Source organism: Flavobacterium sp. (assembly GCF_043722275.1).
GTDB lineage: Bacteria > Bacteroidota > Bacteroidia > Flavobacteriales > Flavobacteriaceae > Flavobacterium.
Map to the genome: position 1 here is coordinate 1 of NZ_JAYSPC010000127.1, position 23,427 is coordinate 23,427.

General features: G+C 33.0%; 24 protein-coding genes and 1 pseudogene. 5 read left to right on the top strand and 20 right to left on the bottom strand.

Annotation, left to right across the window (positions count from 1 at the left end; translation table 11 throughout):
* The 3 genes from ACHZDT_RS15470 to ACHZDT_RS15480 all read left to right on the top strand — a co-directional run.
* A partial coding sequence (locus tag ACHZDT_RS15470) for a hypothetical protein (protein ID WP_394775523.1) occupies positions 1-305 on the top strand: 305 nt, incomplete at its 5' end.
* Positions 306-399: 94 nt separating this feature from the next.
* A complete protein-coding gene (locus ACHZDT_RS15475; RefSeq protein WP_394775524.1) occupies positions 400-957 on the top strand; it encodes a YdeI family protein in 558 nt (185 codons plus the stop codon).
* Positions 958-1,042: 85 nt separating this feature from the next.
* A complete protein-coding gene (locus tag ACHZDT_RS15480; protein ID WP_394775525.1) occupies positions 1,043-1,945 on the top strand; it encodes a PhzF family phenazine biosynthesis protein in 903 nt (300 codons plus the stop codon).
* 80 nt (positions 1,946-2,025) lie between these two features.
* Here ACHZDT_RS15480 and ACHZDT_RS15485 read toward each other — a convergent pair whose 3' ends face one another.
* From ACHZDT_RS15485 to ACHZDT_RS15500, 4 genes are all read right to left on the bottom strand, one after another.
* Positions 2,026-2,502 (bottom strand): methylated-DNA--[protein]-cysteine S-methyltransferase, encoded by a 477-nt coding sequence (locus ACHZDT_RS15485; RefSeq protein ID WP_394775526.1) that lies wholly within the window; start codon positions 2,500-2,502, stop codon positions 2,026-2,028.
* Between the two features lie 155 nt (positions 2,503-2,657).
* Positions 2,658-3,515 (bottom strand): SDR family oxidoreductase, encoded by an 858-nt coding sequence (locus ACHZDT_RS15490; protein ID WP_394775527.1) that lies wholly within the window; start codon positions 3,513-3,515, stop codon positions 2,658-2,660.
* 246 nt (positions 3,516-3,761) lie between these two features.
* Positions 3,762-4,211, bottom strand: a complete 450-nt coding sequence (locus ACHZDT_RS15495) for a GNAT family N-acetyltransferase (RefSeq protein ID WP_394775528.1) — start codon at positions 4,209-4,211, stop codon at positions 3,762-3,764.
* On the bottom strand, positions 4,196-5,098 hold the full coding sequence (locus ACHZDT_RS15500; protein WP_394775529.1) for a LysR family transcriptional regulator: 903 nt from the start codon (positions 5,096-5,098) through the stop codon (positions 4,196-4,198). Before ACHZDT_RS15500 ends, ACHZDT_RS15495 begins: the two co-directional genes overlap by 16 nt.
* A gap of 149 nt (positions 5,099-5,247) precedes the next feature.
* Here ACHZDT_RS15500 and ACHZDT_RS15505 point away from each other — a divergent pair, with 149 nt between their 5' ends.
* The gene (locus tag ACHZDT_RS15505; RefSeq protein ID WP_394775530.1) at positions 5,248-5,643 is read left to right on the top strand and encodes a rhodanese-like domain-containing protein; all 396 of its coding nucleotides are present in this window, start codon (positions 5,248-5,250) and stop codon (positions 5,641-5,643) included.
* Between the two features lie 57 nt (positions 5,644-5,700).
* On the opposite strand, the gene ACHZDT_RS15510 is transcribed toward ACHZDT_RS15505, so the two are convergent.
* Genes ACHZDT_RS15510 through ACHZDT_RS15520 form a run of 3 tightly spaced genes read right to left on the bottom strand, consistent with a single transcriptional unit; the run spans position 5,701 to position 9,980 of the window.
* The gene (locus ACHZDT_RS15510) at positions 5,701-8,094 is read right to left on the bottom strand and encodes a M28 family peptidase (RefSeq protein ID WP_394775531.1); all 2,394 of its coding nucleotides are present in this window, start codon (positions 8,092-8,094) and stop codon (positions 5,701-5,703) included.
* 12 nt (positions 8,095-8,106) lie between these two features.
* Positions 8,107-8,454, bottom strand: coding sequence for a hypothetical protein (locus ACHZDT_RS15515; RefSeq protein ID WP_394775532.1), 348 nt, complete (start codon positions 8,452-8,454; stop codon positions 8,107-8,109).
* Positions 8,451-9,980: a GNAT family N-acetyltransferase gene (locus tag ACHZDT_RS15520; RefSeq protein ID WP_394775533.1), complete on the bottom strand. Its 1,530-nt coding sequence runs from the start codon at positions 9,978-9,980 to the stop codon at positions 8,451-8,453. The genes ACHZDT_RS15515 and ACHZDT_RS15520 overlap by 4 nt, the downstream gene beginning before the upstream one ends.
* A 176-nt stretch (positions 9,981-10,156) precedes the next feature.
* Here ACHZDT_RS15520 and ACHZDT_RS15525 point away from each other — a divergent pair, with 176 nt between their 5' ends.
* Positions 10,157-10,489, top strand: coding sequence for a single-stranded DNA-binding protein (locus tag ACHZDT_RS15525; protein WP_394775534.1), 333 nt, complete (start codon positions 10,157-10,159; stop codon positions 10,487-10,489).
* A gap of 62 nt (positions 10,490-10,551) precedes the next feature.
* Here ACHZDT_RS15525 and ACHZDT_RS15530 read toward each other — a convergent pair whose 3' ends face one another.
* The 13 genes and pseudogenes from ACHZDT_RS15530 to metG form a co-directional block, all read right to left on the bottom strand.
* Complete coding sequence (locus ACHZDT_RS15530) at positions 10,552-11,241, bottom strand: DUF2461 domain-containing protein (RefSeq protein WP_394775535.1); 690 nt, start codon at positions 11,239-11,241, stop codon at positions 10,552-10,554.
* Between the two features lie 353 nt (positions 11,242-11,594).
* Complete coding sequence (locus tag ACHZDT_RS15535) at positions 11,595-12,113, bottom strand: ferritin (protein WP_394775536.1); 519 nt, start codon at positions 12,111-12,113, stop codon at positions 11,595-11,597.
* A 93-nt stretch (positions 12,114-12,206) separates the two neighbouring features.
* Entirely contained in the window at positions 12,207-13,649 is a 1,443-nt protein-coding gene (locus tag ACHZDT_RS15540; protein WP_394775537.1) for a hypothetical protein, read from the bottom strand.
* Between the two features lie 174 nt (positions 13,650-13,823).
* Positions 13,824-14,966, bottom strand: coding sequence for an OmpA family protein (locus ACHZDT_RS15545; RefSeq protein ID WP_394775538.1), 1,143 nt, complete (start codon positions 14,964-14,966; stop codon positions 13,824-13,826).
* A gap of 109 nt (positions 14,967-15,075) precedes the next feature.
* Positions 15,076-15,642 carry a CatA-like O-acetyltransferase gene (locus tag ACHZDT_RS15550; protein WP_394775539.1) on the bottom strand — a complete coding sequence of 189 codons (567 nt, stop codon included), beginning with the start codon at positions 15,640-15,642 and terminating at the stop codon, positions 15,076-15,078.
* A gap of 6 nt (positions 15,643-15,648) precedes the next feature.
* Complete coding sequence (locus tag ACHZDT_RS15555; RefSeq protein ID WP_394775540.1) at positions 15,649-16,356, bottom strand: HAD family hydrolase; 708 nt, start codon at positions 16,354-16,356, stop codon at positions 15,649-15,651.
* Between the two features lie 356 nt (positions 16,357-16,712).
* Positions 16,713-17,599, bottom strand: a pseudogene (locus ACHZDT_RS15560) (DMT family transporter).
* A 28-nt stretch (positions 17,600-17,627) separates the two neighbouring features.
* Positions 17,628-18,308, bottom strand: a complete 681-nt coding sequence (locus ACHZDT_RS15565) for an RloB family protein (protein WP_394775541.1) — start codon at positions 18,306-18,308, stop codon at positions 17,628-17,630.
* Positions 18,301-19,635, bottom strand: coding sequence for an ATP/GTP-binding protein (locus tag ACHZDT_RS15570; RefSeq protein WP_394775542.1), 1,335 nt, complete (start codon positions 19,633-19,635; stop codon positions 18,301-18,303). The genes ACHZDT_RS15565 and ACHZDT_RS15570 overlap by 8 nt, the downstream gene beginning before the upstream one ends.
* Before the next feature lie 197 nt (positions 19,636-19,832).
* Positions 19,833-20,108, bottom strand: a complete 276-nt coding sequence (locus ACHZDT_RS15575; RefSeq protein ID WP_394775543.1) for a hypothetical protein — start codon at positions 20,106-20,108, stop codon at positions 19,833-19,835.
* A 243-nt stretch (positions 20,109-20,351) separates the two neighbouring features.
* The gene (locus ACHZDT_RS15580; protein ID WP_394775544.1) at positions 20,352-20,651 is read right to left on the bottom strand and encodes a type II toxin-antitoxin system RelE/ParE family toxin; all 300 of its coding nucleotides are present in this window, start codon (positions 20,649-20,651) and stop codon (positions 20,352-20,354) included.
* Entirely contained in the window at positions 20,633-20,869 is a 237-nt protein-coding gene (locus tag ACHZDT_RS15585; RefSeq protein WP_394775545.1) for a hypothetical protein, read from the bottom strand. The genes ACHZDT_RS15580 and ACHZDT_RS15585 overlap by 19 nt, the downstream gene beginning before the upstream one ends.
* Before the next feature lie 149 nt (positions 20,870-21,018).
* Entirely contained in the window at positions 21,019-23,076 is a 2,058-nt protein-coding gene (metG, locus tag ACHZDT_RS15590; RefSeq protein WP_394775546.1) for a methionine--tRNA ligase, read from the bottom strand.
* Positions 23,077-23,427 lie beyond the last annotated feature (351 nt).

The following is a 23,427-nucleotide window of genomic DNA, read 5'->3' on the forward strand; positions in this document are numbered from 1 at the left end:
ATCACTTTGCGGGCACGGATTGCAAATCCGCGCTATCGGTCGGCTTATTAGGAATCAAATACTTTATTATGAAAGTAAAAATTATACTTATTTCATTAGTTTTATTATTTGTCTTTAGTTGTAAAAAAGAAGAAGTGAGCGAATTTCCGTTTGATCGTTTTGTTTTGTCTTATTCGGGTTTACGACATGTCGGTTCAATTAAGTTCAAAGCGATACTGTTTATTTCCAAAGAAGATTTCCTGGACTCGATAGCGCGAATTTGCAATCCGTGCCCGCAACGATATGACAAAATCCTAAAAGCGTAATATTTTAAATCACTTTGCGGGCACGGATTGCAAATCCGCGCTATCGGTTTTTAATGGCAATATTATTGCATAATTTATAAGAAAATAAAATAAAATGAAACCAACTTTCTTCCCTACCCAAGAAAATTTCAGAGAATGGCTGGAAAAGCATCACAAAAAAGAAACCGAACTTTTAGTAGGTTTTTATAAAGTGAATAGCAAAAAACCTTCAATGTCGTGGTCAGAATCTGTAGATCAGGCGCTTTGTTTTGGCTGGATCGATGGCGTTCGAAGATCTATAGATAACGAAAGTTATTCGATTAGGTTTACACCAAGAAAAAAATCGAGCATTTGGAGCGCAATCAACATTAAAAAAATCGCAAACTTAACCAAAGCAGGATTAATGACGCCCGAAGGTGAAAAAGCTTTCGCATTAAGATCTGAAGAAAGATCCGGAATTTATTCGCACGAAAAAGAACCTTCAATTCTTGATCCGGATTTTGAGAAACAATTTAAAGCCAATAAAATAGCCTGGGAATATTTTAATACGCAAGCGCCATCGTACAAAAAAGTGATGATTCACTGGATTATGACGGCAAAACAGGAAAAAACCAGAATTTCCCGACTCGAAAAAACGATAAACATCAGCGCAGAACAAAAACGAATGTTATAAAAGAAAAACGTTTCATTGTAACCAAGATCAAAGAACAAATAGTAACTTTATTCTATCGAATTAATTTCATCAAACACAAAACGTAATGAAAGATAGAATAACCTTAGAATATTTCGTTTTAGATGTATTCTCTAATAAAAGTTACAAAGGAAATCCGTTGTCTGTTGTTTTTACTGATGGCGATTTAGCATTAGAATCGTATCACAACATTGCAAAGGAATTTGGTTATTCTGAAACTTCATTTGTTCACTATTCTTCGGTTCAAAAAGCGCTGAATGTGAGGTCTTTTACGCCCACAGGATTTGAAGTTGATGGCGCCGGACATAATTTATTAGGTGCCGTTTGTGCCGCACTACTTAAAAATATAAAAATATTTGATGAACAAAATGAAACCGATCATTTTGTAATCATGAAAGATAATCCAATCAGGTTAACGACAAGTTTTGATCCCGTTACAGAATATCCAATCGTGCAAATGCACCAAAAGCAAGCTGTTATTGGGCAGGAAATTCCAGCTTCGAGAATCGCAAAAGCGCTTGGTTTAACAATTGACGATTTAACCGTTGACGATCTTTTGCCTACAATAGTTCAAACAGAAGTTGCCCATTTAATGGTTCCCATAAAAAACCGACGATTTTTACATGATTGCATTCCGGATAACAAACGCTTAATCGAAATATCTAAAGAATATGACTTCGAAGGTTTTTATTGTTTCACAATTGCCGACGAAGATCCACAAAATATAGTCGAAGCCAGATTTTTTAATCCGTTAATTGGTATTGATGAAGATGCTGCAACAGGAACAGCCGCTGGCCCGTTAATTGGATTTTTAACCGCAAATAAATACACGCAACCTAATATTGAATATAAAATTTTACAAGGCGTAAAACTAAGTCAGCCTTCGTTGATTGAAGTTATGTCGAGAGAAAATGATGTTTTGGTTGGTGGCTCTGCGGTTATCACCATGCGCGGGGAACTTTATCTCTAAAAAGCCGCGTTAAACAGCTTTTTTTTGCGTTAAATTCCTAATTACTTCGCTGTTTACTGTCGTTTGATTCGTGCCAAAAACTAAAACAAACTCTGTTGTTGAGTTGGGTTTTCATGTTCAATTAACCATTTTTTACGAGATAAACCTCCGGCATAACCAGTTAAAGATCCATTCGTGCCAATAACGCGATGACACGGAACCACAATCCATAACGGATTTTTACCATTGGCCGATGCAACGGCCCGAATTGCTTTTATGTCACCTAACTTTTTAGTCTGATCCATATAACTAATAGTTTTTCCGTATGGAATTTCTAATAACGATTTCCACACTTTTTGCTGAAATTCAGTTCCTTTCGGGTTTAGTTTAAAATCAAAATAGGTTCTTTTTTTACCGAAGTATTCCTGAAGTTGTGAAACGGCTTCTTTTAAAACTTCCGGAATTTCCTGAGAAACTTCATTTGCGCCAACATCTGAAACAGAAATGACACAAACTCCATATTCATCACCAACAATTTTGGTGATTCCTAAAGGCGAATTTATATATACTGTTTCCATGGTTTTGATTTAAGGTAAAGTTCGCTAAGTTTTTGTTTTAAACCATATAAGTTATATAAGTAAATTTAAGTTTTCTTTGATTGGGGCGTAAATTTTACAAAGGTTTACGCAAAGTTTAACGAAGCAGTTTACATGAACTTATATAACTTATATGGTTAATAAACGTCCAGCTCAAATTGATAACTCAAAATGTTTTCGACTTTTTTACTTGAAATAGTCTTTTTGATATTTGATTTTTCAGTGGTAAATTTTGGTAAAATCAGGTTTTGTTCTTGTGCTTTTTCAGTGTAATATTCTTGTCTTGTAGGATGAAAAGGCGCAACAGCATTAAAAACGTCATTCCATTTTGACTGATTTATGATTTGTTCAATGATTGAGATACAATCTTTTTGATGAATTAAATTTACAGGCGCGTCTGGATTTTCGAGATTTTCTTTTCCTGCAAGAAACTTCACCGGATGACGATCTTCGCCAATTAATCCGCCAAAACGCAGAATTGTAGTTTCAAAATTTTGATTTTTTTGAAGAATTGCTTCAGACAAAAGTAATTGCTTGCCGCTTTCAGTTTCCGGATTCGGAATAGTTTCTTCCGTAATAATTCCGTTTTCGTCACCATAAACAGAAGTTGAGCTTACAAAAAGCACTTTTTTTATTGTCGATTTTTCTATAAACGGAATTAAATTTTCAATTTTCTCTAAGAAAATCTTTCTTGGAGAATCTCCTGAATCAGCATTGTTACCTCGTAATTTCGGCGGAATATCAATAAGTAATATTTCACTTTTGTCTAAAAAATCATTTATACTTTCTGAGAGTCTTTTGTTTTCAACCATTCCTTCTACCGAAGTTTCAGGATCACTCAGGATGATAAGAAACGGATTTATTCCAGCGTTTTCTAAAATTGAAAGTTTATTTTCAGAAGCTGTAGATCCGTTTACCGAATGTCCTTTTTCGATTAATTTTTTGGCTAAAGGCAAACCAAGCCATCCACAGCCTAAGATGCTTATTTGTGTCATTTTTTTTAAAATTTGCTTTGAATAATAATCTTATTAAGTCGCAGAGTATTTTTTGAATAGCCTCCAGCTTTAGGTGGAGAAATAAGATTTAAGATAAAACGGCTTTAGCCAAATCAACAATAGTTTTGGCTAAAGCCGTTTCATTACTTATATTTTCATCCAGCTAAAGCTGGACGCTATTCAATTTTACTGTTAATTTAGCGACTCTACGACTTTGCGAGAAATAACCTCTGTTCTTAATTATAATTACAAATCTAACGTAAATCGAACTTTATCTTTTCCTTTTGCACCAATTCTGTTGTAGAATTTAATCGCTCTTTCGTTAAATTGAGGCGTTTGCCATTGAATATTAATACAGTTTTTCTCTATTGCGATTTGGTTTAGTTTGTCAATTAATATTTCGCCAATTCCGAAACTTCTTGCTTCTTCTTCGAGAAACAAACAATCCATATACATAAAATTTGCAGCATCCCAGGTCGAATAATCAATTGTATAGGAAACGTAACCAACAATTGTCTCTTTTGCCGCAACTACTAAACAATATAATTTCGGACTTCCACCAAATAATGCTTCCTTTAATTTTTCCTCTTTTCCTTCCGGAGAAAAGTCAGCTTTCTCATATTCAGCGTGTTTTTGACATAAAATTACGAGTTTAGGTAAATCCGAAACTTCACAGTTTCTTATTGAATATTCCATTGAAGATTGATTTCGTTTTGTAAAAAAGTGATAAAGTGATGAAAATAGTGTGGATACACTTGATTTTCTCTTATGGCGATAAAGTGTTTTCTTTTCAAACCATTTTTTCCAATTTTAATGGCTTTAATTGGATTGTTTTTTAAATGTGGCAATAACGCCCATTTTGCCATTGACATTACACCCATATCGGCTTTAACCATTTCGAGAGAAGCTTCGGTTAAAGGTAAAGGCGTAATCTTTTTTGGAGTTACTTTGGCTGGAGCCAAAACAAATTGGTGAATCGTAACCGTTTCCATCGGAAGAGAATGAATCAATAAATGTTCGTTGATAAAATCTTCGGCAACGACGTATTTTTTATTTGCCCAGGCGTGATTTTCAGAAACAGCCATAACAACTTCATCCTGAAAAAGCTCAATATATTTAATGTTATTGTCTTTTATCTGATCGCTGATAATCGCAATATCAATTACATTTTCTAATAATTTTTGTAGCGGAATATGAGTGGCTTCGGTTACAATTTTCAAATCAACATTAGGATATAATAAATGAAATTGCTTTAAAACGGGTGGTAACCAGTGATAACTCGAAAAACATTCTGTACTAATTCTAATTTCGCCATGTTCTCCATAAACCATTTGCTTAATTTGAGATTCGGCTTGTGAAAGTTTTTCCAGAATTTCATTTGCCAATTCATAGATTTTTTCGCCGGCTTTGGTCAAAACCAATTTTTTATTTGTCCTCAAAAAAACGGGCGTTCCCAATTGATATTCTGCTTCTTTGAGTTGATGGCTCAACGCTGATTGCGTCAAATGCAATTTATCAATTGCTTTCGTGATACTTCCTTCTTCAACAATTGCTTTTATTAATCGTAAATGACGTATTTCCATTTTTTGGGAATTAGAAGTACAAAGAAACGAAATTTCAGAATGGCTTATTCATGAAAATAAGTAATCGACTTAATGAATTCTTTTCGTTTTTATGAGATGTTGTCTTGGATTACTTTTGAATAAACTTAAAACATTAAATTATAATTTAAATGGAAGAACAAATTAAACATTATGAAAACAAACTGGCTTTTGAAATAGATCCGTCTGATTTGTTTGAAGCTTTAAATAATGCAGAAAAAGTAATGGTTATTGATGCAAGAAAAGCTTTTGGCTTTGAAGCCGAACATATCCCAACGGCGATTAATATTCCTCATCGCCAAATGACGATGGAAACAACAAAACACTTGGATAAAGAGGTTTTGTATGTAACATATTGCGACGGAATTGGCTGCAATGCTTCAACAAGAGGCGCTTTGAATATGGCGAAACTAGGATTTAAAGTAAAGGAATTAATTGGCGGAATAGAATGGTGGAAGTTTGACGGGTATGCCACCGAAGGTACAAACGGAATAACATCAGGATCAAAAATCGAATGTGCCTGTTAAGTAAAAAGGCAAACTTTAATTATAAAGTTTGCCTTTTTTTATTTTAAATGAATGTATTTATTCCGGTTTTGCGACTGCTGTTAAACTATCTTTTGCAACAACAGTTGTATCTTTTACTATGGTTACTGGCGTTAAAACAGCTGCCGGAGCTGTATATCTTTTTATCTTTTGATGAATTAAAATAGCATCATTCAAAACAAAAGGAGTCGGCATCATCCAGTCACTTCTTGGTTTGACCTGCAATAAAGGATTTGTCATTAAATCGAAGGAACTTTCGATTAAATCCATATCAAAAATAGACGATTTATTAATGTAGAAATCCATAACCAGAGGTTCGTTCCCCACTACATAATAACATAATATTTTGCCGCCTTCTCGTTCTAAACGATTTCCTTTTTGACCGGAAGTTTCAACTCCGTTTGCTTTAAAGTTGAAAAAGTTCATTTTCGGATTTGCATAAATATCATAACGGTTTACCTTTCGGTTAGGCGAAATTTTGATTTTAAGATATCTGTTATTCCCTACAACGCTATCTTTTAAAAATGCGATAGTTGGTTTTGGAACATCAACAACTGGAGCAATTGCGCTATAAGTAAAGCTCGAATTGTATTTACTGGATAACGGAAGTGCATTTAAACCAACCGCTTTTTGATTTTTTTCTCCTAAATATGATTTAGTCCAATCGTCTAAATTCGTGTCATAAGTTGCCCAAACAGCAGAGTTTGTATTGGCATTATAGATGTATAATAAACTGTTTGATTTTGCTTTTCCGTGTTCGTAACCTGAATGAGAACCTGCGTAGATAAAAAATCCAATTGAAAGGGCAAAAAAGAGCATTGTCCAGATTCCTTTTTTAAAGAATGCACCAAAAATTGGAAGTAATAATCCAAAAAGTAAAACGGTTAGAATCGCGCTTCCGTATAAAATTTTAAGCCCTAAACCAACGGGAAACATGACGATAAAAGGCGCTACAATTGCTAAGGCAGGAATGCTGAATAATAAATTCATGCCCAAACTATAATGTTGCGAAATAACAAAAATTCCAAATAATAAAATTCCAAAATAAACCGGAATAATCAGGAAACCTGCGCCAGTTAAGCTATTCGCCAGAAATGCATTAATGATAATCCAAAGCAGCAAAGGCGCTACAAAATGGTTCATTGTAATTTTGGCTTCCGAAAAATGGTGATAAAAAGCAAAAGAAATGGCAATACTTAATGAGACAAAAGCCCCAATATAAGCGTGACCATTATAGGTGAATCCGTTTAGGAGATCTGAATATTGCGGGTAGATTTCTAAAATAATTTTCCATCCTAAAAAAGTAACTAATCCTGAAATAACGATTGAGCCTAAAAGCGGAACAAATCCTCTGAAAATTTCTCTGAAAGTAATAACACGCTTGGCTTTTCCGATAAAAATAAAAAGAGTTAATAAGCCTAAAGCAATAATTGTCATTGGAAAAACCCATGAAAAAGGATAACTTATGAAGGAGAAAGGAGCGCTGAAATAAACATCATCATTAGTTGAATTTGTTGTATTTAAATCAACGTTTGAAAAGTATTTTAGCAATGGCATCAAATAAGTTCCCTGATGTGCTAATGTAGTTTTATTTAAATGCTGAATATCGTCTTGTTGCGTGTGATAATTGTAATGACCATCGATGAAAGCAAAATTGAATCCCTGAATATTTCCCTGTTCTCTAAAAACGGTTAAATCAGTATCATTTGGCAGCATTTTATAAATGCTGTACATCAACGAATTGGAAACCGGATATTGCGTTTTTGCATTCGAAAATTCTTTTACAAGTCCTTCATTTCCTTTATTGGTTTCCATCAGCATATAACTTGGTCCTGATGAACCTCTTGCTTCAAAATTGATGACTAAACCAACCTCTTTTGCCCACGGATGTTTGTTTACAAAAAGGGCTGCTCCGTTTAAACCCAATTCTTCGGCATCAGAAAACAGAATAATAATGTCGTTTTTATGAGGTTGCTTGGCATATAAAAAAGCGCGAATTCCTTCTAATATTGTTGCAACTCCTGAGGCATCGTCGCTTGCACCTTTTGAAAATGAATGTGGAGCACTATCATAATGAGATAAAAGCAAAAGTGCTTTTGAATTGTTAGTACCTTTTATACGGGCCAGAATATTTTTAGATTTAACTAAAAGACCCTTTTTATTTAGAGTAAAACCTTCCTGAACCGAAGTTTCTAAACCTATCCGGTTAAGTTCAAGTTTTAAATAATTTGCTACGAGTTCATGATTGGTCGAACCCACATAATGTGGTTTTTGAGCAATAATTTCGACTTGGTTTAAGGCTCTTTCAGTGGAAAATTCAGCGAGAGCTTCTTCATTTTTCGAAATCCATTGAGGCATCATTGAGGCGTAAATGATACCAAGAATTGCTAAAATGCAGACTATGGCCAGAATTGAGGTAGGGTTTTTTTTCATGATGAATGCGTACTATATTTCTTTTTTAACAAGCATAAAATAATCATTTTCCAAAGAGCGATATCCTTGATCATAGAGGAAATAGTAGGTATTTCCTGTTTTGGTCTGCAAGATATTGGTAAAGAAATCGAAATCAAAACCTTTATTAATCATTTTATCCCGTGTTGACTTTGATTTCCCTTCCGTATTTAATTCAGACAAAATACGATAATTTTTTCGTAATTTGTTATTTACATTTCGCATGAAATTATTACTGTCCTTATTTATCTTATTGTTGTAAGCATTTCGGCAATTATCTGAGCAGAATTTCTTGTCTTCACGACCTACAATTTTATCATCACATTCGAGACATGTTTTCATGGTTCGATTTTTTTAATTTCGTAGAGATCCGTTCTTCTGTCCTTCAAAATCCTCACGCTTCCATGTTCATGAAGCTGTTTTAGTAAATTCAAATCGACATCAACAATCAAAGTCATTTCTGTATTTGGCGTTGCTTCTGCTTTGATCCCATTACTTGGAAAAGCAAAATCCGAAGGCGTAAAAACCGATGCCTGCGCATATTGAATGTCCATATTATTCACTTTTGGCAAATTCCCAACACAACCGGCAATGGCAACATAACATTCGTTTTCAATTGCACGCGCCTGAGAACAATGTTTTACTCGTGTATAAGCGTTTTGAGTATCGGTTAAAAACGGAACAAATAAAATATTCATTCCTTCATTTGCCAAAATTCTGGAAAGTTCAGGAAACTCAACATCATAGCAAATCAGGATTCCTATTTTACCGCAATCTGTATCAAAGGTTTTAAATTGCGATCCGCCTTTCATCCCCCAATGCTGTACTTCGTTTGGCGTCACGTGAATTTTAGTATACATTTCTGAGGTTCCGTCTCTTTTGCATAAAAAACCCACATTAAATAAATTGTTGTTTTCTAAAAGAGGCATACTTCCCGTAATAATATTGATGTTGTAAGAGATTGCAAATTCCTGGAAACGTTTCCTGATTGGGTCAGAATATCTGGCAAGTTCGCGAATTGCTTCAGCTTCTGATAAGTGATTATAATCTGCCATTAAAGGCGCAATAAAAAGTTCCGGAAACAAAGCAAAGTCACTTCCATAACCGGAAACAACGTCGATGAAAAATTCGGCTTGTTCAAAAAACTCTTCCAGATTGTTCAATTGTCGCATTTGCCACTGTACTAATCCCAAACGAATAACACTTTTCTCGAGATTGATCAGTTTCGGACTTTCGTCGAAATAAACGTTGTTCCATTCTAAAAGAACAGCAAATTCCTTTGATTCTTCATCACCTTCAAGATAATTTTTGATGATTCTCAATACGTGAAAATCATTGCTTAACTGAAATGAAAGTACAGGATCATGTAGTTCCTTATGTTTTACTTTGTCTATATAAGCTTTTGGAGTCAGTTTTTTAGAATGCTGGCTGTAACTTGGAATTCTTCCTGCAAAAACAATTGCTTTTAAGTTTAATTGTTCGCACAATTCTTTTCGTGCATCGTACAAACGACGACCTAAACGTAAACCGCGATAATGTGGATGGATAAAAACATCGATTCCGTACAAAATTTCCCCATCTTTATTATGGGTTGAAAAAGTATAATCGCCAATAATTTGTCTGTAATTGTGTTTTTTATCGACTAGTTTTTCATCTACAATTAGTGATAATGCAGATCCCACAACTATTCCGTCAACTAATATAACTAATTGACCTTCAGGAAATATAGATAATAATTTTTTTATATCATTTGCTCTCCAGTATGAATTTGCCATTTCTGGATAAGATTCAACCATTGAATTTTTTAACTGCTGATAGTCATCGAACTCTAAATTTCTTAATTCGACTTTATTGATTTTTGTTTGCATTGTAGTATGATTTCTGTTAAATATACAAAAAAATGTTTCCATTTACAAACGCTTACAATTAGTTACAACCGAAAGTAATTAGTTTACAACCGAATAACTTTTGCACTTCATCGCATCTTTGCAATGTTGAATTTGATAAACGAATTCTTTAGACGAACATTAAAATAATATACGCCATGAATGCAATGAAAAACAGAGTACAATTAATTGGTAACGTAGGAAACGATCCGGAAATTAAAACACTAGAAAACGGAAAAAAATTAGCGCATTTAAATATTGCTACAAACGACAAATACACGAATGATAAAGGTGAAAAAGTCGAACAAACCGAATGGCATCGTGTCACAGCTTGGGGGAAAACTGCCGAAATTATTGAAAAATATGTGATAAAAGGCAAAGAAGTGGCGATCGAAGGAAAGCTAACCCACAGAAGTTATGAGGATAAAAATGGTGAAAAAAGATATGTAACCGAAGTTGTTGTCAATGAAATTTTATTGCTCAGTAAATAACGTTTAACAAATTTGACAAAACCCGATTGCTTTAAATTAGAAATCGGGTTTTTTTGTTTGAATTATATAACCGAAGCGCCATTTACATCAGTTGTAAGTACTTCGCTCATGTAGTCAAAAAATGGTCGCATGTTTTTACAGGTCTCTAAAGCCAGATTTAAAAAATCAGGACTTAAAACTTCTTCATCTGTAAAACGTTTAATAATCAAAAACTGTTTGTAACGCAGTAAATCAATCGCTTCATGAGTTATATCATATCCTTTTGGAGCTGTTTTAAGTTGTTCTCCTTGTAAAGTTCCAAAAGTGCTGACAAATGTTTTTGACTTTAATAGTTTTTGCATTGGTTTAGAATCGTGAGCAAATTCACTTCTTACTCGTTTTAAATCTCCGGCATTTGGCCCCCAAAAACCACCTGCAAAAAAACTGTTTCCTTTTTCGAGATGAAAATAATAACCGCCACGTCTTTGATTTGTTGCTCTGGTAAAACTACCTCCCCAAAAAGTTTTAAAAGGAGTTTTGTCTTTAGCAAAACGAATATCACGGTAAATTCTGTAAACACTTTTCTTTCCAGAAGCCGTTTCTAAAACATCAGTTTGAGAAAGTTCGTGAAGCAATGCACCAGCAAAGGTTTCTATATGATTTAATTCTTCCAGGTATTTAGGTTTATTAGCATCAAACCAGACTTTGTTATTGTTTTCTTTGAGCAGAGTCAAAAAATCCAGACTGGATTTAGGTATAATAGTGTTTTTCATAAGTTGATTTTGAATCTCTAAGATAAGAAGGTAACTGTAATTAAGCTAAAAACCCACCAGGAAGTTGGTGGGTTTTTATATATTTTGTTAAGCAGTTTTTTTGAATAAATCAAACATAGGACAACGCGAGCAGCGTTTCTTTTCGCTCTTTTTGTATTTCTCACAACAAGATGATTTGCAGTTTTCCAACTTTTTAATCTTGTCAAGGACTTCTTTATTCTTCTTTTTCTTTTTGTCCTTTTTCTTGTCTTTATCTTTTTCTTTCTTGCTCAATTTTCCTCCGTATTTAAAAACAGAGGCAAATATAAAAGAAAATAGTTATTTTTAAGTATTCTAAATAAACTTTAACTTTTTTATTTTGGGTTAATAGCAATAGAACTTGTAACCGTTAATTGCTGAATATCACGGTCGAATAGATACAAACCACCTTTATCATCACCAATTAAGTTGATTTTATCAAGGATAGATTTTGCTGTTGCTTCTTCCTCGATTTGTTCTGCTACATACCATTGTAAGAAATTATGCGTTGCATAATCTTTTTCTAAAAAAGTAATGTGTACCAGTTCATTAATAGATTCTGAAACAAAAATCTCATGGTTATAAAGAGCTTCAAACATTTCTTTGAATGTAGAATATGATGTTTTAGGCGCTTTTAGATCGGTAATTTGAGCGTGACCTCCGCGTTCGTTTACATACTTAACTAATTTAAGCATATGTGCGCGCTCTTCGTCAGATTGGGTATACATAAATTGTGCAATTCCCTCTAATCCATGTACTTCAGCCCAACAAGCCATAGAAAGGTAGGTTTGCGAAGATTCTGCCTCTATGCGGATTTGCTTATTTAATGCTGCTTCTATATTTTTTGATAACATAATAATGACTTTTTTGTAAAGTTAGAAAAAATAATCCATTCCGTTTTTTTGAAATCCATAAACACAGGGCATTTGGATTAATTCTCAATAAGTTTAAGGATTCTCAACCGGAAAAGATTTCGAAAAAGCAGCTTTGTCAATTATCGGATTTCGTGGTTCTTCCGGAATAAATCCGTCAGTGAATTTTCGCATTAAATACTGTTTCTTTGACGTGTCGTAATAGCCAAGAATGTAATAATTTTTAAATTTTATAATGCTTGGTAATGTTGCTTTTCTATTATGATCTAAAAAATAGTTTATGTTGTCAAGGGCAAGAGGTTGCTGTATTAAATTTACAAATTCATTATTTTGATTCAGTGTGCTTTCAAAAAATACCGTTTCATTGTGAAAAGTCTGCGTATAATCCCAGGAATTAAACCCATCATTAACTGCATACATAATTTGTTCCATTCTTGGAATTCCTCCCAAAGTGATTAAAGTATTTTCGTTGCTTTTAAAAACCGATAAACCAATATCTGTATTTGAAAGACGCTGTAAAAACTTACTTGTTTTTTTTAATTCTCTTGGTTTTTCGATATCACGCTGCATCAATAAAGGCGAACTTTTAAAACGGATGGTATCATTTTGAGATACTTTAAAAGTTTTTAGTGTTTCACCGGAATTATAATCTTTTATATCCAACAAAAGTTCCTCCTGAGTGGCATTGATCTGGTATATTTTATTGTTATAGAAAAAAGAATTGCTTAATCTTTTCGCGCTCTGAGTAACAGATTGAGGGATTTTCTTTTCGATAATCTCATGATTTTCTAAATTAAGATCAAAAATCTGAGTCTCTTTAGGATTGTGGTCAAATGTCAAAATGAGGTGATTGTTCATTATATACATTTTGCTTTTTTTCGTGCTTTTATCTAAAGGACTATATTCATCTGATTCAATTTTTTCAATAGGATTTTCGGCAAGAATTTGACTAAACGTCAGAGATTGTGTTTTTCTATTCTGAAAAGTAAACTCAGAGAAATCAAATATTCGTTCTTCTACCGTGCCATTTGTAAATGTATACGATGTTAATGCGGGTTTTGAAATCTCTTTCGAAATAAGATAAAATAAATTATTCTTCTGAAAAGCACCTACTACATACTCTTGTGAAGAAGGATATTTAAAACTTAAAATTTTATAAGTTTTATTTTCAAGGTAATATTTGATAACTAAAATGGTTGAAAAATCTTTTACAGACCAATACAAAGTGGGGTTTCCATCTTCACTAAAACTATATCCAATTAGGTCTTTGTCTGCGATATTCTGGCGTGAAAGAGTAAATTCATCTTTTAAAAATAAAGCGCTATTGTATTTTAAGATGGTAAGATTTTTGGAGTTAACTACAAAAGCAAAAACATCATGTGTTGTCGTATTCTCTACATTCAGAATCTGATTCTTTTCATCATATTTATTTAAATCTATCGGATAAGAATTTAATACCGTTTGACTAAACAGTACTGATTTGTAGATTAGAAGAAAGAGTAGTAATGATTTTTTCATGATTTTTAAGCAACAATAATTATTCCAAATTTATCGCTTTATTTCGTAAGTCATTATCTATAAGTTGATTACAACAATCGAGATACAAACAAAGCGGAGCAATTATTTAACTTAAAGATATAAAAAAAGTCCTAAAGAATTCCTTTAGGACTTGATTTTGATTGTAGAAAAAGATTATTTTACTTTAAAAGTTACTCTTCTTGCTAATCTTATAGCTTCTTCTGAATCTTTTTGAATAGAAGTATCAGCTCCACCAGCAACTACATTTAATCTTGAAGGTGCAATACCTGCTTTTTCAAAAATAGTTTTAACGTTGTTTGCTCTTGTGTTTGATAATTTATCATTGTATTCTGAGCTTCCAACCTGATCCGCATAACCAATTATGTCAATTGAAGCCGAAGGATTTTTTCTTAAATAAGTTAAAATCACATCAATTGCAGCAGTTGAATTTTCAATTGGAGTTGCTTTGTTAAAGTCAAAATAAACACTATAATATTTATCGTTGATCATTTCTTTTACAATATCTTTATCAGATACAACTGGAGCGCTTATTTGTTTTTCGATTACAATTTGTTTCTCAGGAACTTTGTTGTTAACTAAGTTTTGTAGTTCTGCAAGTTTGTTTTCTAAATCAGTAAGATCTGTTTGTTTTGAAATAACAACCCAGTCAGCATGTTTTGTATTGCTTCCTAAATACACATTCAATCCAATTGTTCCGTTATAAATAACTCCGCTAAAACCTCTTGAATCAATTGTAGAGTTTCCGTCAAACGTAACATTTTGTGCAGTATTTACAATAGTTGTAAAATCACCAGTTAACGCAAATCTGTCAGATAATCTGATTTGACCTGTAATACCACCAATAAAGTTACCCATTCTGTCTTTTACATGTAGATCTTTGTTTTCTAACTGCGCTAAACCAAAACCTGCGTGACCTAATAAACCAAACGTTTTAGTCCAGGTTTCAAAGTTCATGATTCTTCCTAAGTTCGCAACTGCTTGTAAATTTGCTCTGTAATATTTTGAATCAAAGTCTACAGAATTGTCTTTACTTGTAAAACTGTTATATCCAGCATCTACTTTCAAACCAAATTTATTATTAAACATATATCTAACTCCTAGATCACCAGTAAAAAAACTTGGTGTAGTAGTAAAATAGTTTTCTGTAAATGGGCTTTGTGGTTTGTTTACACCAGCAGCTAATTCAACAGACCATTTATTATAGCGATCAGCACTATCAGCATTTTCTGTTTTTGTTTGTGCATTTACATTTGCTAAGGCCAATGCTAAAGCCAAAGTAAGAACGATTTTTTTCATTGTCATTTGAGATTTTAAATTTCCCCAAACAAACGATTTATTGTAAGATTTATTCTCCAGTAAAAGTCATAAATATAACAGAATAAGGTTAAAAATAATTATGCTGTTTTTAGCCGTTCATAGCTTCCTGAAAATGATCTGCAAATTGTCCTAGATGCAAACCATCCATCAGGCCATGATGAACATGAACGGACATTGCAATGGTTTTTTTTCCAGTTTCGGAAGTCATCATTTTACCGAAAGAAATTTTAGGGCAACTATCTGGAAATGTGTAACTACGGGCATGTGAAAGCGATGTGAAATTCAACCACGGGATTGCCGAAAAATGAATCAGATTATCATCATCAAATGATCTCGTGAAAAGTCCGGTTGTGTTTTGAATACGTTCAATTTCGGCTAATGCAGTTTGTTCGAATATGGTAAAATCAGGGTTATATTCAATCAAAGAAAACCCAAAAGTACCATCTTCACGACCAATTGTTGCCGAAGCATCAACGCGATCATTGATATAAATGGCGTCATTTGCGATTCTATACTTGAAATTTTCGATAGAATTTACGGCAACTAATGTTTTATGTAAGTAAAAAATAAAGAAAGAAGCTTTAAGAGTTTTTGCCGTTTGATATGCTTTTGTACAATCAATTTCGACGGTTGCCCCAAAAAAAGGTTCTTCCATTTTTCATTATAATAAGTTCTGAAGTATTTCAGTAATTTTTTCGAATGAGCTAAAATGTTCATGTTCGACTTTGTGACTAATTTTTTCGTGTTCCCAAGTGGTGTGAAACGGAATATGAACGGCGTAACCTCCAATTCCCAAAACCGGCAAAACATCTGATTTTAATGAATTCCCAATCATCAAAAACTCATTAGACTGAATGTCTAAACGACCCAGTAATTTTTTATAATCACTTTCCTGTTTGTCTGACATTACTTCGATATGATGAAAATAATGTCCTAAACCAGAACGGTGTAATTTACTGTGTTGGTCTTTTAGATCGCCTTTTGTAGCAACGACTAATTTGTATTTTCCATGTAATGATTGCAATGTTGCCTCGATTCCGTCCAGAAGTTCAATTGGTTTCTCCAATAATTCTTTTCCGTATTGAATAATTTTCTGAACAACTTCAATGGGGATTGTATTGTTCGAAATATTCATAGCGGCTTCAATCATCGATAAGATATATCCTTTAATTCCGTAACCATATAAAGGCAGATTCTCAATTTCGATCTTGAATAATTCCTGCGAAATTCCCTGATGCGAAAGATAATCTTCCATCAAAGCGCAAAATTTATGTTCAGTTTCCTGAAAGTAAGGTTCGTTTACAAACAAAGTGTCATCGGCATCAAATGCGATTACTTTTAAATTTGGTATTTTGTTTTTATGTAACATAGAAAATATTGTTTCAAGTTTGAAGAAAAGTTTGTTTCAGGTTTTCTTTATTTCAGGTTTTTTTCGCCACGAATTCACGAATTTTTTTGCTACTCCCGATAGCTATCGGAATAAAATGATTAAAACGATTTAAAAATCTGCTCAATCTGCCAAATCTGCGAGAGAACTTTTTCACCACAAATTACACAAATTTTCACAAATTTTTTGGCGCAGATTAGATGATTAAAAAATATTAAATAAAGAATCTATTTTAATTTGCTTAAATCTGCGGAAACTTTTTTCGCCACGAATTCACGAATTATTTAAAGCAATCTGCGTAAATCTGTTTAAATCCGTATAATCCTGTGGGCAATCTTTCAATTCTTAGAAAAAAGCCTCTTAAGCGATATTGTTTTATCGTAAAAAGTAATTCTTATTCCGAAAAGCAAAATTATTCCGCCTAAAACCATTTGTAAAGTTATTTGTTCTTCTAAAAACAACCAAGCTAATATGGATGTAATTATCGCTTGGCTCAGTAAACTTAACGAAACTCTCGTTGCGCGCATATGTTGTGTGGCATAACTGATAGAAAGCCACGCACACAATTGACAAATCACAGCTTGCAAAAGCAATACAAACCAACCAGTATCTGAAAATCCTGAAAAAGGTTCGTTCAAAGCATAACAAATAATCCCTAAATAAATGCTCGATGCAATTAAACTAATAGTCATAAACGATAAAACATCAACATCTGAAAGCACATTTTTACTCACCAAAAGATAAATAGAATATAGGATTCCGGAGAAAACCGCAAACAGAAAAGCCTGATTGAAATTCAGCTCCATAAAAAAGCTAAAACCAACCAAAGTAATCATCCCGAATAATGAAACTACGGTTCCAATCCAGAATTTGTTGCAGGTCGAACTTTCAAAAAGAAAAAAGAACCAATTCCAACCCAAAGCGGAGATAAATTAGTCAGCAACGAAGCCTGAGTCGCGCTTGAATCCTGAATTGCGATATTCCAAACGGCAACATCAGATGCGAATAAAATGCCGCAAAGTGCCGCTAAAAGTAAAAATTTAGTATTTGGAAGTTTAAAACTTTTTGTAACCAAAACATAAGGCAAAAGCAAAGTCACCGCAAAAAACATGCGATAAAAAGCCGAAATTAATCCTGGCGCTAATTTCAATTTAACCAATATTGGGAAGATTGAAATACAAAGTATTCCGCAGATTAAGGCTAATCTTGGTTTGGTGATTTTCATTAAATTTATGGTTCTGATAATAATTTTGTTATTCTTCTAGTGTTTGAGGCTCAATAACTTCCTTGTTTATTAATGAATAACTTAAAAGTTCTTGAATTAAAAGATATACCTTTGTTGATTTTATTACTGGGAAATAATTATCCTTGTCAACGTCTGCCATTTCTGATCTTTTAATAGCGTCATTTATAAGAGTTATATTCATAAAGCAGAATGGATAGATTCCAGTTTGAATTGTTCCCAATTCTGTCTTGATTTCTGCAGATTTTGTTGATTCTATTTTATCCAAATCATGTAAATGAGCCCAGAGCCAAACTTCAAAACAATAATTACTTATAAATAATTTTGCATCACCTAATTGGTTACAAAAGTTTTTGACTTCAATTATTTGCGCATCAGGATGTTTATCTACATCTAAAACAAGTCTATATTTATCTTCAATTGTAGGGGTTACTTTAATGTCTTTCGGTGGATTTTTTATAAATGACTCAACTCTCTCTTTTAATTTTAAAGGAGTGTTTCCTACTACTCCAGTATTGTTTTCTAAAATATGATGAATATAAGCAGTTTTTCTATCAAGAAAAGTCTCATTAAAAGCTTCGAAATAATTAGGCTCTTTTACATTTCCTTCATAAACAATAAAAAATTTTGTAGCATCTTGATTTTCTTGCTTTTTGTTATAATCTCCCAGTGAATATTTTTTTCTATTCATTTTCATTACTTTTCATTAATTTGGAAAAATCTCCTAAAAATGGAATTCCCCCGTATCTTCCTTCTAAATAACCTCTTTCTAAAACTTTGTCACCTCTTGGGTTAAAATTGCTTAACGGATAAAATTCAGTACTTCCATCAGATTTTTTTTCAGTAAACCAAATCTCATCTCGTCGTAGTAAATTATCATCTAATAGATGGCTTTCATGAGTTGTAAAAATTAATTGACTATTAGTTTTAGAATTTAATGAATATGTTCTTAAAAGTTCTTTAGCTAATAAAGGATGCATACTTCTTTCTAATTCATCAATAATATATACAAAATCGTCTTCATACAATAATTCTTCGAAAGCTGGAGCTAGTTCAAAAAGACGATTTGTGCCGTCTGATTCTTCATTAAAATCAAACATGAAATTGGAATTTTCATGTTTGGTACATAATACTAAAACAAAATAACTTATATCTTCTTTTATAAAACCATAATGTTTATCTCTATAGTTAAAAACAATTGCCTTTCTTTTTGTTTTATCAGTGTTATTTTGAATGTCTGATTCTAGTTCATCAATAAGATTGTTTTTCACATTTATATCGTCTAAACCAAAAAATAAATCTGACTCTATTTTTCTTCTAATGATTTGTTCAATGCCTGTTTTGCTATTTGTAAGTATTTTATTTGCAAAATCTAATTTTCTAGTTCCTAATAAAACAGATTCCGTGAATTCAATATTTATAGAATTTGGAAAAACTAAGTGAATTTTTGAAAACGCTTCGGAGATTTTGTCTAAAATAATGTCGCTCTCTAAAAGCAGATAGCACTTATTTAGAACAGTTTCATTGTCTTTAAGTTGTTTTTTAAGCAGTTTTTTAGCAAACAAAACGTCATCTTTGTTTTTAAAATATTCTCCAAATTCGACCTCTTTATTGCTTCTTTTAAATAATAGTTCTTCCTTGTTTTTTTTTACTGAATTTATTAAGTAAAGCCACTCTTCCCTTATTTTTCCTTTAAAAATTTCTACCGCATAATCAAAATGAATACCTTGATATTCATATTCAATTCTAAAAGTTGAAGGCTTTTCTAAGTACGTCTTGTCAAGTCTGAATCTTTTGCTTTGAGGAACTAATAATTCTACATCATTTATGACAATAGATTTCAAGAATGCAATTGCTCTTACTAAATTACTTTTACCAGCTGCATTTGCACCATAAATTGCTGCAGTTTTTAAAACTTCAACACCAGATTTAGTTTTTTTTATATGATTTGTAAGTTGGCGTGAGCCATTTCCTTTTGAGGGAAGCATATTGAATTCTGTCTCATCTTTAAAAGACATAAAATTACTGACAACAAAACGGATTAGCATGTTTTTACGATTTTTTCGTTAAAAATTAAATAATACATCAAATTAACGAAATAATTTTCTGGTAATTAATGATTAATACGTTTTTTCCGAATAACAAATTTTGACTTGACTTAAAACAATGAGAGAATCAAATTAAAACTTTTAACTGATTCTCCCATATCAAGAATTTATGCATTCATGATTTTCTTGCAGACGTTGTTAATTTCCATATCCGAAAAAGAACCAAGTGCGTTTGCCAATAATTTACTCGTTCTAATAGAACTTATCATTGTCATCCTGAGATCTTGATCATCGCCCATTTCGTTTAAGAGAATTGTCTCGAAAATTTCGGATAAATGTTCCGGTTGATTTCGAAAATCCTCTTCAAACCAAAGGTCTGAAAGAAATTTTGCCATTGCCGTTATTACATCTGGCTCCGATGTTTTTTCATTTTCTTTTTGCATACCGAAAATATTAAATGCACGAATCCCTCGCTTTAGATGTGCAAAAATACCCGTAAGGATAGGTTTCCCATTGTTTCCTCAGGGACATCATGGCGAGGGATTCGCTTATGTTAACTTAAGTTTCAAGGATTGCTCCTTACTGTATTTTTGCAAGACAAACTTACAATTATAAACTCAAACAAAACGTTAAAACATGAGAAATTTCCCATGTTTTAACGTTTTCATTTTTATAAAAAGAGTTAGTTATTTTACTTTTTTGTTTTTAATATCCTGACGATTATCCCAAAATGATACTATTTCAATTTGATTTCCATTTATTTCGTAGAATATTAAATAGACTTTCATAGAAATAAGACGTGTAACTTTATTTGAAGTAAGTCTTCCAATCAATTCTGAATTTGAAAGTGTATCTAATAAATCTTCGACCTCGTTTAACAGTTTTAAGCTGTAAGTCGGACTTTCATTTCTAATAAAATAATATTTAAGAACATTTTGTAGTTGAAGTTTTGCCAAAGAAGACCAAACTATTTCTTTTTTAGCCATTCTCTCATTTCAGAAATTACTTCTTCATTTTTATGAAAATTTCCATTTTCGATTTCTATACGACTACTCTCAATTGCCTTTTTTTGCTCATTAGACAATTCAAAAAGTTCTTGTTCAGATGAATCAAAAATTGTTTGAAGTGCATTTAGGAAATTCAAATCCTCAGAATCTTTGATTCGGGATATTAAATTCTTTTTTATTTGTGCAGTCAAGTTCATGATATTTCTTTATTTATTCAAAATTAAAGATTTATTCTAAGATTGTGTAAATTGAGTATAATTATTTGTACAATCGTATTTAAATAAAAAAGTTATCTGCCAAGTATTTTAGGCTGATAACTTTTTCTTATTTATGTTTATCGAAATAATTAATTTATCGTTTCACCATTTGGCGCATCCGTATCAGGATTTACAAAAACCAATTTACCTTCAGCATTTGTTGTCATCAGGATCATTCCCTGGCTTTCAACTCCGCGTAAAGCTCTTGGCGCTAAGTTGGCCAAAACCGTAACACGTTTACCAATAATTTCTTCTGGCGAAAAGCTTTCGGCAATTCCCGAAACAATTGTGCGAACGTCAATTCCGGTATCAATTTTAAGAACCAAAAGTTTGTTTGCTTTTGGCATTTTTTCTGCCTCGATGATTGTTCCTACACGTAAATCCATTTTAGCAAAATCCTCATATTGAATTAAATCTTTTTGAGGTTCTGCTTGTTTGTTTTCGGCAATATTAGCTGTTTTTGTAGCTTCCAATTTATCTATTTGTTTTTGTATTTCTTCGTCTTCGATTTTTGCGAATAATAATTCTGCTTCACCAATTTGGTGACCTTCCGGAATCAATTCCGAAATTTCAGCAACATCATTCCATTTCAATTTGCCTTCATTTTTAAGGATTCCTGACAATTTCGCCGCAGTAAAAGGCAAGAACGGTTCGGCAAGAATACTCAACGCAGCAGCAATTTGCAAGGCAACATACATTTGAGTTTTTACACGCTCCGGATTGTCTTTCATCACTTTCCAAGGCTCTTCATCGGCAAGATATTTATTTCCTAAACGCGCAACATTCATCAATTCACCCAATGCTTCACGAAATCTATAACGCTCAACCGAACTCGAAATCACGGCTGGATACGCTTTTAATTCAGCCAAGGTATTTTCGTCAACTTCAGAAAATTCATTTGGAGTTGGGATAAATCCTTCGTAATATTTATTGGTTAAAACCACAACACGATTAATAAAATTACCGAAAATGGCAACTAATTCGTTGTTATTTCTCGCTTGGAAATCTTTCCATGTAAAATCGTTATCCTTAGTTTCCGGTGCGTTTGATGTTAATGAATAACGCAAAACATCTTGTTTCTCCGGAAATTCTTCAAGATATTCATGTAACCAAACCGCCCAGTTTTTAGATGTCGAGAGTTTATTTCCTTCAAGATTCAAAAACTCATTTGCAGGAACATTGTCCGGCAAAATATAGCTTCCTTCGGCTTTAAGCATCGCAGGGAAAATAATACAGTGAAAAACAATATTGTCTTTCCCAATAAAATGAACCAGTTTCGTGTCTTCATCTTTCCAGTACGGTTCCCAGTCTTTTCCTTCACGGAGAGCCCATTCTTTAGTAGATGAAATATACCCGATAGGCGCATCAAACCAAACATATAATTTTTTCCCTTCGGCACCTTCAACCGGAACATCAATTCCCCAATCAAGGTCACGCGTCACGGCGCGAGGTTCAAGTCCGCCATCAACCCAGGATTTAACCTGACCGTAAACATTAGGTTTCCAGTCGTTTTTATGTCCAACTAAAATCCATTCTCTCAGGAAATCAGTATATCTGTCAAGAGGTAAAAACCAGTGTTTTGTTGCTTTTAAAATCGGAGTTTCTCCGGTAATCGTCGATTTTGGGTTAATCAAATCCGTAGCATTCAAAGTCGATCCGCAATTTTCACATTGATCTCCGTAAGCTCCATCATGACCGCATTTTGGACAAGTTCCTACCACAAAACGATCTGCCAAAAACTGATTCGCTTTCGCATCGTACAATTGTTCCGTTACTTCTTCAATAAAATCACCATTATCATACAGTTTTCTAAAGAATTCCTGAGCCGTATCATGATGAATTTTAGCCGAAGTTCGAGAATAATTATCAAACGAAATTCCAAAATCAGCGAATGATTTTCTAATAATTCCGTCATATTTATCAATAACTTCTTGTGGTGTAATTCCTTCTTTTTTGGCTTTCATCGAAATTGCAACCCCGTGTTCATCGCTTCCGCAAATAAACGCAACGTCTTTTCCTTGCAAACGTAAATATCTCGAATAAATATCTGCAGGCACGTAAACCCCCGCCAAATGCCCAATATGAATAGGTCCATTCGTATAAGGCAATGCCGCCGTAATAGTATATCTCTTTGGATTTTGTATCATAACTCAATTTTATTGAGTGCAAAAATAAGCAATAGAATTGAGATTTTGTTATTCCGCCAAGTTTCACAAAGAAAAAGGACAGAGATTGATGTCTTGATATTGTTTTTTAGGAGCTATTTCCCGCTATTCGTTACAATCTTTTGCTTTTTAAAGAAAAAAGCAAAAGGATTTTCACTTCTATCGGGGCTAGAAAACAGCGTTGATTAGGCATTTTTGGAATAATAATTTCATAAAGATATCAATCCCATATTGTCAGGCTCAGCGTCCCTAGGCTTCAGGAGAAGCCCGCAAAGATTGGCGACATTTCTCTACGGGATTTCTTGTGTTATTTACTTCGTCTATTCATTATCG

Coding starts and splice junctions, on each gene's coding strand:
- ACHZDT_RS15480 (WP_394775525.1), top strand. CDS start 1,043: ATGAAAGATAGAATAACCTTAGAATATTTCGTTTTAGATGTATTCTCT.
- ACHZDT_RS15500 (WP_394775529.1), bottom strand. CDS start 5,098: ATGGAAATACGTCATTTACGATTAATAAAAGCAATTGTTGAAGAAGGA.
- ACHZDT_RS15540 (WP_394775537.1), bottom strand. CDS start 13,649: ATGAAAAAATCATTACTACTCTTTCTTCTAATCTACAAATCAGTACTG.
- ACHZDT_RS15490 (WP_394775527.1), bottom strand. CDS start 3,515: ATGACACAAATAAGCATCTTAGGCTGTGGATGGCTTGGTTTGCCTTTA.
- ACHZDT_RS15515 (WP_394775532.1), bottom strand. CDS start 8,454: ATGAAAACATGTCTCGAATGTGATGATAAAATTGTAGGTCGTGAAGAC.
- ACHZDT_RS15505 (WP_394775530.1), top strand. CDS start 5,248: ATGGAAGAACAAATTAAACATTATGAAAACAAACTGGCTTTTGAAATA.
- ACHZDT_RS15580 (WP_394775544.1), bottom strand. CDS start 20,651: ATGGCTAAAAAAGAAATAGTTTGGTCTTCTTTGGCAAAACTTCAACTA.
- ACHZDT_RS15565 (WP_394775541.1), bottom strand. CDS start 18,308: ATGAATAGAAAAAAATATTCACTGGGAGATTATAACAAAAAGCAAGAA.
- ACHZDT_RS15570 (WP_394775542.1), bottom strand. CDS start 19,635: ATGTCTTTTAAAGATGAGACAGAATTCAATATGCTTCCCTCAAAAGGA.
- ACHZDT_RS15495 (WP_394775528.1), bottom strand. CDS start 4,211: ATGGAATATTCAATAAGAAACTGTGAAGTTTCGGATTTACCTAAACTC.
- ACHZDT_RS15550 (WP_394775539.1), bottom strand. CDS start 15,642: ATGGAAGAACCTTTTTTTGGGGCAACCGTCGAAATTGATTGTACAAAA.
- ACHZDT_RS15555 (WP_394775540.1), bottom strand. CDS start 16,356: ATGTTACATAAAAACAAAATACCAAATTTAAAAGTAATCGCATTTGAT.
- ACHZDT_RS15525 (WP_394775534.1), top strand. CDS start 10,157: ATGAATGCAATGAAAAACAGAGTACAATTAATTGGTAACGTAGGAAAC.
- ACHZDT_RS15510 (WP_394775531.1), bottom strand. CDS start 8,094: ATGAAAAAAAACCCTACCTCAATTCTGGCCATAGTCTGCATTTTAGCA.
- ACHZDT_RS15475 (WP_394775524.1), top strand. CDS start 400: ATGAAACCAACTTTCTTCCCTACCCAAGAAAATTTCAGAGAATGGCTG.
- ACHZDT_RS15545 (WP_394775538.1), bottom strand. CDS start 14,966: ATGAAAAAAATCGTTCTTACTTTGGCTTTAGCATTGGCCTTAGCAAAT.
- ACHZDT_RS15535 (WP_394775536.1), bottom strand. CDS start 12,113: ATGTTATCAAAAAATATAGAAGCAGCATTAAATAAGCAAATCCGCATA.
- ACHZDT_RS15585 (WP_394775545.1), bottom strand. CDS start 20,869: ATGAACTTGACTGCACAAATAAAAAAGAATTTAATATCCCGAATCAAA.
- ACHZDT_RS15485 (WP_394775526.1), bottom strand. CDS start 2,502: ATGGAAACAGTATATATAAATTCGCCTTTAGGAATCACCAAAATTGTT.
- ACHZDT_RS15575 (WP_394775543.1), bottom strand. CDS start 20,108: ATGCAAAAAGAAAATGAAAAAACATCGGAGCCAGATGTAATAACGGCA.
- ACHZDT_RS15520 (WP_394775533.1), bottom strand. CDS start 9,980: ATGCAAACAAAAATCAATAAAGTCGAATTAAGAAATTTAGAGTTCGAT.
- metG (WP_394775546.1), bottom strand. CDS start 23,076: ATGATACAAAATCCAAAGAGATATACTATTACGGCGGCATTGCCTTAT.
- ACHZDT_RS15530 (WP_394775535.1), bottom strand. CDS start 11,241: ATGAAAAACACTATTATACCTAAATCCAGTCTGGATTTTTTGACTCTG.